Source organism: Planctomyces sp. SH-PL14 (genome assembly GCF_001610835.1).
Taxonomy (GTDB): Bacteria; Planctomycetota; Planctomycetia; order Planctomycetales; family Planctomycetaceae; genus Planctomyces_A.
The window spans coordinates 2,756,018-2,769,431 of the sequence record NZ_CP011270.1 but is presented as its reverse complement, the minus strand read 5'-3'; the positions used below and the strand labels follow the sequence as shown (position 1 = coordinate 2,769,431).

12 protein-coding genes are annotated in these 13,414 nt (G+C 60.7%); 2 read left to right on the top strand and 10 right to left on the bottom strand.

All coding sequences use genetic code 11. The annotated features are described in order from the left end of the window. Positions 1-93: 93 nt before the first annotated feature. The 9 genes from VT03_RS10865 to VT03_RS10825 form a co-directional block, all read right to left on the bottom strand. On the bottom strand, positions 94-1,236 hold the full coding sequence (locus VT03_RS10865) for a hypothetical protein (RefSeq protein ID WP_156514410.1): 1,143 nt from the start codon (positions 1,234-1,236) through the stop codon (positions 94-96). 80 nt (positions 1,237-1,316) lie between these two features. After that, positions 1,317-1,745 (bottom strand): hypothetical protein, encoded by a 429-nt coding sequence (locus tag VT03_RS10860; RefSeq protein WP_075093000.1) that lies wholly within the window; start codon positions 1,743-1,745, stop codon positions 1,317-1,319. 59 nt (positions 1,746-1,804) lie between these two features. Next, complete coding sequence (locus tag VT03_RS10855; protein ID WP_075092999.1) at positions 1,805-1,993, bottom strand: hypothetical protein; 189 nt, start codon at positions 1,991-1,993, stop codon at positions 1,805-1,807. A gap of 90 nt (positions 1,994-2,083) precedes the next feature. Beyond that, positions 2,084-2,323 (bottom strand): hypothetical protein, encoded by a 240-nt coding sequence (locus tag VT03_RS10850; protein WP_075092998.1) that lies wholly within the window; start codon positions 2,321-2,323, stop codon positions 2,084-2,086. After that, the gene (locus VT03_RS10845) at positions 2,323-3,288 is read right to left on the bottom strand and encodes a hypothetical protein (protein WP_075092997.1); all 966 of its coding nucleotides are present in this window, start codon (positions 3,286-3,288) and stop codon (positions 2,323-2,325) included. Before VT03_RS10845 ends, VT03_RS10850 begins: the two co-directional genes overlap by 1 nt. Positions 3,289-3,364: 76 nt before the next feature. Next, positions 3,365-4,828 (bottom strand): AAA family ATPase, encoded by a 1,464-nt coding sequence (locus tag VT03_RS10840; protein WP_075092996.1) that lies wholly within the window; start codon positions 4,826-4,828, stop codon positions 3,365-3,367. A gap of 99 nt (positions 4,829-4,927) precedes the next feature. Next, on the bottom strand, positions 4,928-5,119 hold the full coding sequence (locus VT03_RS10835) for a DUF2997 domain-containing protein (RefSeq protein ID WP_075092995.1): 192 nt from the start codon (positions 5,117-5,119) through the stop codon (positions 4,928-4,930). 8 nt (positions 5,120-5,127) lie between these two features. Further along, positions 5,128-5,361, bottom strand: coding sequence for a DUF1257 domain-containing protein (locus VT03_RS34615; RefSeq protein WP_231870641.1), 234 nt, complete (start codon positions 5,359-5,361; stop codon positions 5,128-5,130). A gap of 751 nt (positions 5,362-6,112) precedes the next feature. After that, positions 6,113-8,362: a recombinase family protein gene (locus VT03_RS10825; protein WP_082846119.1), complete on the bottom strand. Its 2,250-nt coding sequence runs from the start codon at positions 8,360-8,362 to the stop codon at positions 6,113-6,115. A 346-nt stretch (positions 8,363-8,708) separates the two neighbouring features. Here VT03_RS10825 and VT03_RS10820 point away from each other — a divergent pair, with 346 nt between their 5' ends. Both VT03_RS10820 and VT03_RS33395 read left to right on the top strand, forming a co-directional pair. After that, a complete protein-coding gene (locus VT03_RS10820; protein WP_156514409.1) occupies positions 8,709-9,359 on the top strand; it encodes a hypothetical protein in 651 nt (216 codons plus the stop codon). 241 nt (positions 9,360-9,600) lie between these two features. Continuing rightward, positions 9,601-10,386: a helix-turn-helix domain-containing protein gene (locus VT03_RS33395; RefSeq protein ID WP_156514408.1), complete on the top strand. Its 786-nt coding sequence runs from the start codon at positions 9,601-9,603 to the stop codon at positions 10,384-10,386. A 641-nt stretch (positions 10,387-11,027) separates the two neighbouring features. Here the strand turns inward: VT03_RS33395 and VT03_RS10810 are convergent. Continuing rightward, the gene (locus VT03_RS10810; RefSeq protein ID WP_075092991.1) at positions 11,028-13,208 is read right to left on the bottom strand and encodes a metallophosphoesterase; all 2,181 of its coding nucleotides are present in this window, start codon (positions 13,206-13,208) and stop codon (positions 11,028-11,030) included. Positions 13,209-13,414: the final 206 nt, after the last annotated feature.

Sequence of the window (13,414 nt, the reverse complement as noted above, 5' to 3'; positions counted from 1 at the left end):
GACGTCTCGCCGGACCGCCGGACGACGTCATGCGGCGTAGTTGGTGAGCGGCGCACGCTGCCGAGACGAGCGCTGACCGCCCGGCCGTTTCCGTTAGCCGCCCACCGATTCTTCGGACAGCAGGCGATCGCCGACATCGGCCGCCGAGATCGTGTTCTCCTGTCCGAGGCCCATCCAGACGTAGTCCCGCTGAGCGTCGCGGGCGACGCAGGGACCTCCGCCTGCCGTGAAGCCGACCTCTCGAAGTCCGAGCTTCAGGGCGCGACCGAGATACCGACGATCCATCTGCAGACGGCATTCGTTGCCGTTCCGCTGAGTACGAGACAAGACCAGTTCCACGGCCGCCGCCGACTCCTCCTGGCGTGACCGGATGGCCACGGATCCATTCAGTTCGACCGTGACCGGCTCGTGGAGCGTGTCGCTGCAAGGGAGCTTGTCGAGCCTCTCCAGCACAAACCGGGCATCACCAGTCTCAACCGACATTGAGGACACCAGCGACGACGGTGACGGGATCACCAGGTCGACATTCGGAAACCGTCCTTCCACCTCGACCGCGTGGGCGATCCGCCAGGGGCCGGCCTGAACCGCGATCCAGTTCCCGGCTTCGCCGATCTGCACGTCCTGCGACCGGTCGATCTCCTGGGCTCCGAAGACCGGGGTGATCTGCATCAGCCGATCACCGGCCCACGGGAACTGGTATCCCCGCTGGACCAGGAGTTGCCGGCTGTCGGTCGCGGCGATCCGTCCCTCTGCCGATCGCAGCTGAACACAGGCCAGCGCGAACCGGCTGGCCCCGGGGTCCGTGGTCGCCTGCGCCTCGCGGAGTGCCTCCAGCAGGTGCGGTTCGTTGGTTGCGAGGATCTCCGGGGCTGCGACGGCCGGCGGAACCGAGTCACTGGACCGCAGCACAAACCGGGCCGCCCGGGGCACGTCTGCATCGAACCAGGACGCGGTGACCTCATCGTCCGCGAGGCTCAAGGTCACAGAACTCGCCTCTTTGCCCGAGCAGATCTTCAGGAACTCCGCATCGACGATGGCTTCGAAAGCCGAATCGGCGGCTTCCAGCTGAAGCTGAACTTCGACCTGGGTGTTTGCTGCCCGGAGCCGGAGAACACCCGACGACGCATCCAGCGACACCCAGGCAGGGATCCCTTTACGGGAAAGGAGTCCGGCCCCGCGGATGACTTTCAGAAACCGCTGCAGATCACAGCGACGAACTGTCAGGGAGGATGGCAAGGTCTCTCCTTTGTGGATGGGTAAAAGAAAGCCGCACGGACACATGCCGTGCGGCTTTCGATCAAGGTGATGAACGGACACTACGGAACTCGACGACACTCGTACCGCTGGGAGGGGTCCGTCGCTCCCGGCGGCGCAAGCACCAGCCGCCTCTCCGACAGTTCGACGATCTCGAACTCGACAGGTCCCATGGCCACCCGTCCGGTGAAGAAGGCGCCCACCTTGAGGAGGGCCGGTGCCTCGGTGACGTCGATCTGGAGGCGTGAGCCATCCACCGCCCAAGTCCCTAAGGCGACGCCCAGCTCACCGAAGGCGACCTGCATCGAGCGGCGGCCCTGGGGATCCCGCTGGAACTCCCAGCGGACCGGAAAGTCCGCCTCCCGGTCGTCGATCCAACGGCCGCGGAGTTCCGAAGCAGTCATTCCGGAGCGGCATCCACGGACGAAGAAGAACAGAAACGAGGCGCAGAACACCAGCAGACCGAATGTCATCCAGCGGCGAATGGACATGGACGAAACTTTCTAAAAAGGGGACGGAATTGAATGGCCGGGAGGGAGGCCCCGAGGGCTTACGCCGAGCGATTCGGAAACAGGGCGACGTTGCGCTCGGCGTCGACCAGGTCCCAATCGAGGTACAGATCGAGATCGGAGTCGTCCTCGGCGAACGGTTCGGCGAGGGAGAAGCCCCGGGCGGCGATGACGGAGATGTCTTCTCCGGTGGAGCGAGCGACAGCGCGGTGGAGATCGGACTGAGTCATGGATGAGTTCCTTTGGGAATCAGGGAGACGAAAACAGCCGCGGCCCCAATCAAGGAGCCGCGGCTGAGAGGACGTTCGAAGAGAAGGGGGCTACAAGGCGGGTCGAAGTCGATGGGCCACAAGCCACTCGACCTCGGCGGCGATCGCTTCGGAACGGCGGTCAAACGGGCCCAGCACCGGCCCGTCGATGATCCGTGCGAACCAGCGGCCGGAAGCGTCCGGTTCAACGTGGCTGGCCCGCTCGATCCGCTGGGCGCCGAGGGCCGCCAGATTCAGAACTTCGTTATAGATCGTGGTGATCTCACCAGACGGGCTGATGACCAGCTCCATCACGGCGTCTCCGGACGCGGGCCCCGCAGGATCGACCGCCGCGGCCGGTCGACCATCAGGCCATCGAGCGACGCCTGAACGTTCGACAATTGCGTGACCATCCGGCCCCGCAGCTGGGCGTTGTCCCGCAGCTCCTGGGGTTGAACCCCGTTAAGGAGGTTCCGGGCCCGCTCGACAACCGCGTCGAGCTGCTCGTTCGACCGGAAGTTGAGCCGACGAAAGCGGTCAAAGAATTCTCCGAGATTCTCGACGGCCGAGTCCCGGAAAACCTTCGGCTTCCCGTCGTCGGCTCCGGAAAGCCGCTCGGCGAGGTGTTCGACCAGCCTGGAGAGTTCCTCCAGGAAGGCCTGCTCGGCCAGCTGGACCGCTTCGTCGAAACGAGCCTGAACCCGCTGGCACTGCTGCTCGTAGAGGGCCGGGTTGAGCTGCTGCAGGTAGTTCGGCGGTTCCACCGCCGGAAACTCCCACGTCACTCCAAACTCGTCCCGGAGGGAGACCGGGTAGTCGGACGGGTTGAACAGCCGTCCCAGTCGATTCCGTGCCGCCTCCCGCAGTTCGGCGTAGGTCGCATCGAGGTCAGAAACGGCCCTGGTCAGCTCCCGCTGGTACGCCTGCAGCGTCCGGTCGAAGCGGTCGATCTGTCCCTGGGGGATTAGCCGCAGCCCCGGCTCGGGATAGGGAAGCGTCTGATCCTTCCAGTGCTGAAGGATCTTGCCCCGGACCGCCGTAACGGCCCGGAACTGGGGGTGCTGGGTATCGAGCAGCTTCTTGCTGGCCGAGACGAACTTCGCCTCGGCATCGAATCGGTCCGCCGCCTGAGCCTTCTGTTCCGGACTGAGGGTCTTGTGGACTCCCAGCCACGTGAAGCTGACCCGGGTGGCGGCCATTGTGGTCCGGAGCCGCTGGGCGGCCTCAACCGCTTGGAACGAAGCCGTCTCCGGCACTTCGAGAATCGTCGAAGACATCTGGAAAACACTCCTGTGTCAAATGAAAAAGGAGCGGCCAAGCCGCTCCTATGGAGATGGGAAACAGATCAACACATCAGTTCGTCGACGGCGTGATCTTGCGCCGTGACGTCTTCGGGATGGGACCGACGGTGTAGATCCCTGGCAGATCCGCCGAGAGACACCGGCCGCTGGCCCAGTTCCGAAGCCGATCGACGGACTCGGCCGCCGTGACAGCGACCGGAACGACGTTCTGGGCGGCTTGAACGAGCGGGAGATCGAGCAGGGCCGCCAAGCGGCAGCACGCCCGAATCTCCGCTCCCGTCCACTGCTCATCCGCCGGCTGCTTCTGGTCGGGATCGAGCCCGAACTGCTCGATGTAGAGCCGCCAGATCGCCTCCCGCTCACTTTGCCCCGGCAGGTTCAGGAAAAAGATTCCGTCGAACCGTTCTGCCCGGGAGAACTCCGGGGGAAGGCGAGAGATGTCGTTGCAGGTGGTGACGAGGTACACGTCCGACGTGTGGTCGTTCATCCAGGTCAGGAGCGATCCGAAGAGCCGGGAGGAGACTCCCGAGTCGCCGGTTCCCGACACCCCGCTGAGCGCCTTCTCAACCTCGTCGATGAACAGGACGCAGGGCGCCATCGCATCGGCGATGCGGAGCGCCTGCCGGATGTTCTGCTCGGTCTGGCCGACGAGGGAGCCCATCAGGGCCCCGATGTCGAGACAGAGCGTGGGACGTCCGGTCTCCCGGCCAAGGGCCTTGGCGAAGGCGCTCTTACCGGTCCCCGGGACTCCCAGCAGGAGGACGCCCTTCGGCTTCGTTTGCCCGCGGGGATGCAGTAGGGATCGTCGGCAGAAGGCCTTGAGGGCGGCCAGCCCTCCCAGGCTGTCGAAAGAGTCGTCGCCGCGGTAGAGCGACATCAGGCCGCTCTTGCGGAGCGTCTGCGTCTTCAGCTCCCAGACCGTGTCCGGGGTAATCCGGCCCTGCCGGACGAGGGACAGGCTGAAGGCCCCCTCCGCCTCGTAGCGGGTCAATCCCGAAGCGGTGTCGAGGAGGCTGTCCAACTCGGCGCCACTCGGAAGGTCTCCCTGCTCCGTTCCAATCCCGCGAGCGATCTCGGCCAGCTGATCCCGTCCCGGGAGCTCGTGCTCCAGGACCAGGAACAGCTTCTCGAGCTCAACCGGGATGGTGACCACCGGCGCCAGGACGACGACGAAGGTCCGGTTCTGCTTCCCGGCCAGGATCTGCCGGGAGAGCGTCTGGACAATCTCAGCGGACTGCAGGAAGCGGTGGAAGTTCTGCAGGACGAGCAGCGTCGTACCCTCCGGTTGGGCGAGGGCTCCCAGCGACCGGATGGCCGAGAGCGGATCCGCCGCCGAAGCCGCTGCGGCTCCGGGACCGACAAGCCCCTGATCGATGTCCCAGGTGGCGAGTTGCCAGCCTTCCTGGCGGCAGAGCTGCTGGATCTCCAGCAGAGCATCGTGATGTTCATGGGATTCGATCCACAGCCCGGTGAAGCAGGCGCGGACCGACTCCCGCAAACGCTCGGTGAGCGTCATGGGTGGTCTCCGTTGAGGTTGAGAATGTGGGAAGCGTGCCTGTGGAGAGGGCCCACGGACGATTGAAGATGAGCGGCGAGAGACCTGCGGCGGGAGCCGTCAGGCCTTGGTCTCAGTTCGGTGGGACTGAGATTGCGTGGCGTAGAACTCCGAAGTGAGCCGTTCTTCGATCGTGCGGCCAAGAGTTTGTTCGAGGAACTTACTCGCCTGACGGCAGGAGTTCCCTTCGAAGCCTCTGGTCTCGACCTTGGTTTGGCCATTCGGAGCGATGGTGATCTCGATGGTCTTCATAGGGAGTCTCAACCTCCGACCTGGACGGTGAGACGAACCGAGCCGTCTGCGAGGGGCTGCTCGGTGACGCTGTACCCCTGTCGGCGGGCCTCCTGCTTGGCCGCTTCAACGGCGTACCCCTGCAGGAAGCGATCGAGTTCGGCAGGATCTCCCCAGCGACCCTCGTAGTTGTCGTACTGGAGTTGGCCGGTCTCAATCTGGCAGACGACCGGGTACTGCCATCGTGGGAGCTGAATGCCCAATCCCGCGACTTGCTTTGTGAACAGCTGATGCTCGCCTTGGACCGGTTGAGGCAGGCTCAACCGACTGCAAGCGCTGGTGACCGCAATCGGATCGCGGACCTCCGCCTGAATGTGAACAATGTGGGACACAGGATCTCCTTGAGATGAGGATTGCCAACTAAGGTTGGTGAGGGGGGGAACCGTCGGAGCGCCGTGCCGACAGAGCCCGGGAGAAATGCCACGTCGCCCGGACAGGAATGACGACACAGGCGATCAGAGTGGCAACCCAGAAGGCTCCCGGACAAAAAAGCACGAACAGCGTGAAGAGCGTTGTAAAGGGCGGCGTGCTTGCGGCGTGTTCTGAAAGATCATCAGGACCGTCATTCGACATGGATGGTCACCGTGACTCGTCTCCGCCTCTTTCGCCGAGATCGCGCCCTGACTGGGCGGCGCGACTGAGGACAGCTTTCGACACCTGCCAGGAAGTGAACTAGGCGGGCGGTCTGCACTGCGGCCCAACTGAGGTCATTGTTCAAAACAGTCAATGCATGATCAGCCCGCGGGATAGGTATGTGGTCGACATGCGTCATGAGATCTCCTTCTGAGATTGAGGATTGCAGCCAATGTGTAGCTGGGGATGTGTTGAGCTCCTTTCCGTTGGAGGTGTGTAAGTGGTCGGAGTTGGGGCTGGCTGCCAAAGAAAAAGAGGGGGAGTGGTCGAACCACTCCCCCTCTCGCGAGGTTCACAGTTTCAAAAAACTGCCATGAGCCGTTACGCCGCCGCGCCGGCCGGCCCATCGATCGGTCCTTCGACGGGGGGCGCTTCGCCGCCTCCCGGTGACGTGCCCGTCGGCGTATCGTGTTCGGAAGGACTCGGAGTCGCGAGAAGGAGGATCTCACGCTGCTTGACGGTCAGCGACTTCCGCCGCGTGCGCCCGTCCGGCATCGCGGTCCCCTGCTTCTCGTACCAACGGTCGACGACGATCTTCACTGTCGCCCGATTCACACCAAGCTCGTCGGCGATCTGGCCGATCAGAGCACCTGCATTCCAACGATCCATGACAGTGGATTCGATCCGAGTGTACAGGGAGTCCTCAAGACGCTTACGCACAGTGGTACTGGGGTAAGGCAGATTCAGGTTCTTCGCCGCATACTTGAAAAGGGTTGTGACGTGATTCGGCGTAACTCCGAGCTCTTCAGCGATCTCGATGCACCGCTTTCCTTCGTGCCACAGAGCGTGGGCCCGGCGAGCGTGCTCCGACGTGTCGTCTTCGCGTCGGAACGCCAACTCAATGGTCTCCGTCGTATCGTGATCTTCAGTCGACGAGACGTCTCGTCGCAGGACGGACTGCGTCACCAAGAGGGAGCGGAGACGAACGGTCCCCTTCAGGAACTTCCGCTTCCGATTCGGGATGGGAACCTCCTCAAGTACCACGGGCCCGTCGATCAACTTCTGAAAGGACTCAATAGCCGCAGGCGTCCCGCTCCGAAGGAGAGAGAAGAGATTCCGAAGATGCTCTTCGATCTCCTCAGAAGTGGGGGCCTTGGCAGGAAGGCCGGGGACCCGAGATTCGCGAACGATCTCTGCCTTGACCTCTTCAAGCTCTCGAGTTCGCTGTTCGATGCGTTCCAGAATCTTCGCCGGCGGGTTCGGCGCCTTCTCGATCGACTGCATAAGGTGTTCGAGAACACCCTCCAAATCGACCTGCTTACTCCTCAGAGCCGAGAGCGCGTCAGGCTTATCCGTCGTCAACGACTGCCAGATAGCCGTCGTGTGACTGTGAGCGGCAGCCTGCCACGTCGCGTTCTTGAGCAAACGGTTCGTCACAACGTCGACGATCATCGACTCGGCCAGCTCCCGCGGAACCCGGGCTTTGCACCCGCACTGATTGCGGTGGCGGCCTGCACAGATGTAGAACCTCTTCTCGTGGTCGAGAACTGCAAAGCGACTCCGGCATGCCTTGCAGACGAAAAGGCCGTCGAGCAGGTGCCGCTTCTGACCGCGCGGAGGTGATCCGGAGAGGCGTCCGTCGCTCTTACGGTGCTTCCGGAAAGTCTCACTGTTCTTGTTCAGCCGATCACGAACCCGGTCAAACAGCTCAGTGTCGACGATCTGCAGTTCCGGCAGCTCCCGAGTGAACTGCGAACGCTCATTTTCGGGGACCGCGACCTGCCGGACCTTGCCGGTCTTCCAGCTCCGAACCCGCTTCGAAAGCCGCCACGGCCAACGCCCGACGTACTTCTCGTTCCGGAGGATCCGAACCACCATGTCCCGATTCCACGACTCCTTGCTGCACCGGTAGTACTTCGGGGCCTTCAAGCGATTCAGCTCGTCCACGATCCAGCCCAGCGTCCGATGCTCGTCGCCGTACCAACGAAACATCTGAAGAACCCAGTTTGCCAGCTCACGGACAACGGAGTAGACCTTACGCGGCTTCGCGTCCCGTCCCCGTCCGACCGTTTCGCCGTTCGGCGCCGGGATGGACTCGTAACCGTAGCAAAGGTCGCCGATACTGAAGCCCTGAAGCACGGTCCCTTCCTGGCCCCGCCGAACGTGGTTGCTCAAGTCCTTCACGTAACGTTCGTGCTGCAGCCCCGTGAAGACGCTCATGTCGTACCAGCACTCGTGAGACGAGTCGATGCCCTCGGAGGCAGAAACCAGCCGCACCTTGCAATCAAGAACAAGCTCCTTCAGCAACTCGAACGTGAAGGTCGATTCGCGACCGAGCCGGCTGGTACTGTACACGTACAGCACCGAGAACTTACGGTCCCTAGCTGCAGCGCGCAACGCGTCAAGACCCTCCCGCACGAGGACCGTTCCGGACACGGCGCGGTCCGAGAACTCGAACCGCGGGTCGATCAGAACGCCATCTCTTTCGGCGCGATCGCGACAGACTCGCTGCTGATCATCAATGCTGGTGTCCTTCTGATGCTCGGAGCTGAACCGTGCATAGGAGGCACCAATATGCTGCGAACTGAGGGACCGGGGGGCGAAATCGGTGGTTTCGGACACTGTCGTCATCTCACGGTGGCCGGATGGCCTGCCGAGAGGAATCTACGCACTGGACTCGCGATCATTCGCCATCTGCCAGAAGTCGGCAGCGGTGAAAGCCAGCGATTTTGCAACCGCTGTTCGCATGAGCCCCGTCGGCGTAAAGTCGTTACGAAATGTCCATCGCCGGTCACCCCGACTTGATGGAACGAGAAGCCCTTCGACGAGTTACGTCGAGGGGCTTCTTCATTTTCATCATCTGCCCCGAGCATCGTGGCACGCTATCTGGCACGGAACTCCCTCCATCTCGAATCAGGAGGGACGAAAGCACATGAGAACTCCAGCCTTCAGCTCAACCAGCTGAGAGGAGTTTTCCATGCGTTCTGCTCGCCCCTGGTATCGCTCGGACCGAGATTCCTGGTACGTCCAACATGGCGGCAAGCAAGTGCTGCTGGCACGCGGCAAGGCCAACAAAGCTGAAGCCAAGGCCGCCTTTCACAAGCTGATGGCCGGTGGCGGAGTCGCCTCGGCGGCGACGGATTCCATCCCGATCGCCACGCTGTGCGATCTGTTTCTCGACTTCTCGGAAGCGAACCACACTCGCGAAGTCTACGAGAACGACAAGCTCTTCCTGAACGCCTTCTGTCGGCAATTCGGAAGGTTCGCAGCAAACGCAATCAAGCCGTTTCACGTCAGTCGCTGGCTCGACGGGAGGAAGAACTGGAAGGGTGCGAAGCGTCACGCCATCATTGCCGTGAAGCGGGCTTATTCTTGGTCGATGCAGCAGGGTCTGATCACGGTCCATCCGCTCAAAACACTCGTTGCACCGAGATCGAGCCGGCGAGAACGCATTCCGACGCCGGAAGAACGCGGCCAGATTCTCGGCGGCGTCAAAGATGCCGCCTTCCGCGACTTCCTGACGGCGTTGCTTGGAACCGGATGTCGGCCCTCGGAAGTGGCCCGTGTCACGGCCACCGAGACATCGAAGCTCGATGAGCTTGGAATTATCCGAGATCTGATTTGTTGAGTTGCGCCTAAGATTCTTCGCACGGGTCTAATCGCCGGGCGACGACACACGCAAAAAAATGCAAGATCTGGCTGGCAATTGAGAAGGTGGCACTTCTGGATCATTCCACCGCGACTGCTGAGCAAGTTTTGGAGTTAGTTTCTCGCAGCGAGAACGATCAATGGGAGTTCAAAGGTGCGGCGTATTTCCGACCTGACATGAGAGAGAGAATACGGACGGAAGTCGCGACAAAGACGTCCGCATTCGGCAATTCGGGGGCGGAACCCTAATTTTCGGTATCAGCGATGACCGAGAACTTGAAGCCTGTCTAGGTCGGGTCGGTGACACTCCGACAGAGGATTGGTTGTCCGATCTAATTCGAGCCAGCGTCAGCTACACGAATCGAGCTTATCGAGTCTATGGCGTGCCATTCGCGAATCATGCGGATGGCAGGATCTTCGTCATTGAGTATGACGACAGCCCGCACGCTCCGCACCAGTCGAACAGCGATCAGAAGTACTACTACAGGGTGGGGCATTCATCGGCTCCTGCACCCCACTTCTATGTGGACCTGCTCTCCAAGCGAATGACCCATGCAATCGTAGAGGTGGATCGCATTCGCTACTCTAGCGGACACTGTGTTCAGGAGGCGGATGCTGTGCGAATCCATTATACGGTGGCGATCGAAGGTCAGAACCGATCGGTGCAGGCTGCTACCCACGGGGGAATCCACTTCAGCTCCATCGATTCTCATTGGCGGGTGGTTACAGGAGAGGGAGAAACACTCGTTGGATCGGGGAGCGTGTCAGGGCGAAGAACGCCTCTCTTGCCCAAGCAATCATTCTCGGACCGCTTTGAACTTTATGGACGCATTCCCTTGGATGCGAACGGGAATGTCGCAGCCGCCGCAAATGCTCTGTTCGAGGCGCTGAAGATCCGATGCGAAGGGATCTCGCAAAATCATGCCGGAAACGAATACGTTCTGGCCCCACACAACGATCCTGTGAACAACGAGGCCTACTACGAGCCGGTTCGCGGAAGGCGTTAGGGAGGCAGGAGTTGATTCTGTTTCGTCGGCAGGCGTAGTCGATGCTGTGCGAAACCGGTTTCGCAGTTTCACGGCGATCAGAGGATGGCACGCTATGGCACGGAACTCTGTGCGATCCGTGCCACATATGGACCTGAGGCCTGCGATTGGTAGAATATCGGCGATTCGTCCATCAATGTTTTTGCTGGATTCCCCCGCAGCTTCGCGTTCCCAACCAGTCGCCCGCCTTATTCGGGACCAAGCGGTGTAATTCGTGCAAAATTCTCGATCGTGCGGCCTTGGAGGGACAACTGGACCTGTCCGCGGAGGTCTCTGGAATCGCACCGTCCGCTGCCGGGCTAGGGGCCAATCTTCATCGGATAGGCTACCAGGCGTATGCCGCGCGGGGCTGGCCGCTTGACACAGGGGTGATCGAGTCGGTTTGTAAGACGTTGGTTTGCCAGCGGTTGAAGTGTTCGGGGATGGGCTGACGGGAGCGCGGGGCAACGTCGTTATGTCAACTGGGTGCGCTCCTTCGAAGCGCTGCAGCTGTATGGTCCACCTACTGGAGAATTCACTGCATGGCCTGACCCCTCTTTTCTGACGCACTTACGATCTTCCGAAGGCGGAGGAGCGGACAAGCAAAGCCTTGTGCGAAGGCGTCAATATGTTCCTTCGAAGACCACCTCGCCGCCCGCGAGATGAACCTGCTCGGTTACACGGTTGCTGCGAAGCGAGAGCGTCATGTAGCCATGCGGGCCGTATTCGCTTGGGTTCTCAGGGATAAAATGGTTGGGCCCATCGAGGTATAGAGAGCGAGGCGTAACGACGTTGGGACCACGGCGCCACTGAATATTCCCAAGCGAACGTTCTACAGCGAAAGAATTCAGTTTACTTCTTTTGCTTGGCATGCCTCCGTTTCCGAGGCATCGCCCCCGGAGCCCGAAGATGGGATGGCGATCGTAGATCACGCAATGGTGCTCATGCCCCCAGTACCAAGCATCGATGCGGCGGCTGACGAGCAGATGCTCCAGACCCTTGGCGAGCTTTTCACCTGCCTCCTTGAAGTTGGAAAACAAGGGATGATGCGAAAAGAGTATCAGTCGCCGATCTCCAGCTTCGTCGACGATTCGATCGATCCAATGCCGTTGTTTGCGCCCGATCGAGTTGTCCTTGTATGCAGTGTCGAGTCCGATGAGGAGCCAGTTGTCGTTCTGAAGAGCGAAGTAACTCGACTCCTGCCGAAATGCGGGGAGCGCTACGTCGAAGTAACCATAGCCCCCCGAATACATATCGTGGTTTCCGTTCAATGTTCGGCTAACGTGCCCAGCGGCCATCGGCCAGTGCCGCAAGAAACGCTCGCCTACTTCCTCTTCGGTTCCTGAGTAGTAAATGTCACCCAAGTGCAGGAGGAGGTCAAACGGTTCGCCAGCCAGGACCGTCTTGTTGATGACGGGGGCCCCGTACAGTCCCGTGCCAAAGTCACTGACCAAAAAGATTCGAGCATTGTTGGGCAGGCGCTCCGGGACCATCGAACGAGGGCGGGCTGGTGAATGTTTTTTCTGCTTCTTGGCCTGGTCGAAGATATCCTTCAGCGCACGCTTCGTGTCATCCTTGTCGAATGCCATGTCCTGAACTGTTGCCGAGGATGCGACCGGAAGTCGAGACACGTGTGACTGAAGCAAAGATGCCAGTCGGTCTCGGCAGGCGGTCATGAGTGACGTGCCGGCCTCGAAGGCCTCCGATTGGAGGTGGCTTATTGCGTCGCCGATTGCTGCTGAGAACTCCACACTCTCAATCGGCCTCCCAGCAATTGACGCCTCGTCAGATACCATCGCGTCATTGACCGTTCCTAGCCAAGTTCGCACATGATCGAAGGACCCGCTCGCGCAAGGCGTTCTGTCGCCGAGTGCGGAATCCTGGGGTGCGTCGGGCGCAGACGTCATGCCCAGTAACGAGCGCAGGGCAGATCTGAGTCTGGGACCGGAAAGATACTTCGAAATGTCATGTCGCCAGGCACCCCAATTTGGTTCCTCAATGTCCAGAACCTCCGGCTTGCCATTCTTCAGATAGTCGTTTCGTAAAAGTGGGTCGAAACCAGCGACCGGATCAAGTTTGTCAAAGACATTCACCCAACTCGTGACCCTCCCCGACGGGAAACCATCATTGCGGGTCCACTCGGGTTGCATTTGATCTTGGATCTCGTCGAGCCCGAGCGGACTGCCGATCGTCACGAGCGCATCGATTGTTGGGCAATCTGCGACCCGCTTCAGGCAGTCGTACGCAATGACGGTCCCCATGCTGTGCGACACAACAATGTGCGGCCTAGACCGTGAGGTGGTCGTTTTCAGACTCTGGACGAAACGTTTCCGTATCTCATCTTGGACCCTGTACTCGATTCCCGCTCGAGGTCTGTACCGAGTATTGAACAAGTAGTGATGTACGTCTCGAAGTAGCGCCGACATCAGCGGCCCTTTGAGGAACCACGGTATTGGCACACGGTCCTCGGAGACGAGATCTTCTTCGGCCGCAGATTTCAGGGTTGCAACCGTAAGTTTGCCTGCAAGCCCTGCGAGAAACCTGGCCGCCTTCGGGTCAGTAGCTGCTTTCGCCAAATCGTGATTGATGACTGAGTCGTCAACTGGTTCATCGCCCAGCGAGTCTTCAGCCGCCAACTCCGGTTCCGCGTAGAGGACATCAGCCCAGTAGACCATCGACATCGAGATCGGAAACGACGAAGAGTTGATGCCCCCATTTGCCGACAGCGTATCGCGCCAAGCCTCGAGCAGTTCGTCTGCGGGGGGTTTGTTCTTGATTCCGTGAACGAACGTGAGATGAGCCACGACTGATCGCCCTCGAGAAGCCGTCCACAAGAGAAAACCCATCAACTCGCACAGCCAGACAGTGTGGGCTTCCGCGAGGTCTGAACGCAACGCTGAGAGGTCTGATCGCTTCGCTGCGTCGGTTAAGAATCGTCTGGCGCCCTCCACGAATGGTTGACAAAGGCAGCACTACTCTTTGAAGATGAGTTGTCAGTGGGCTAGTTGAC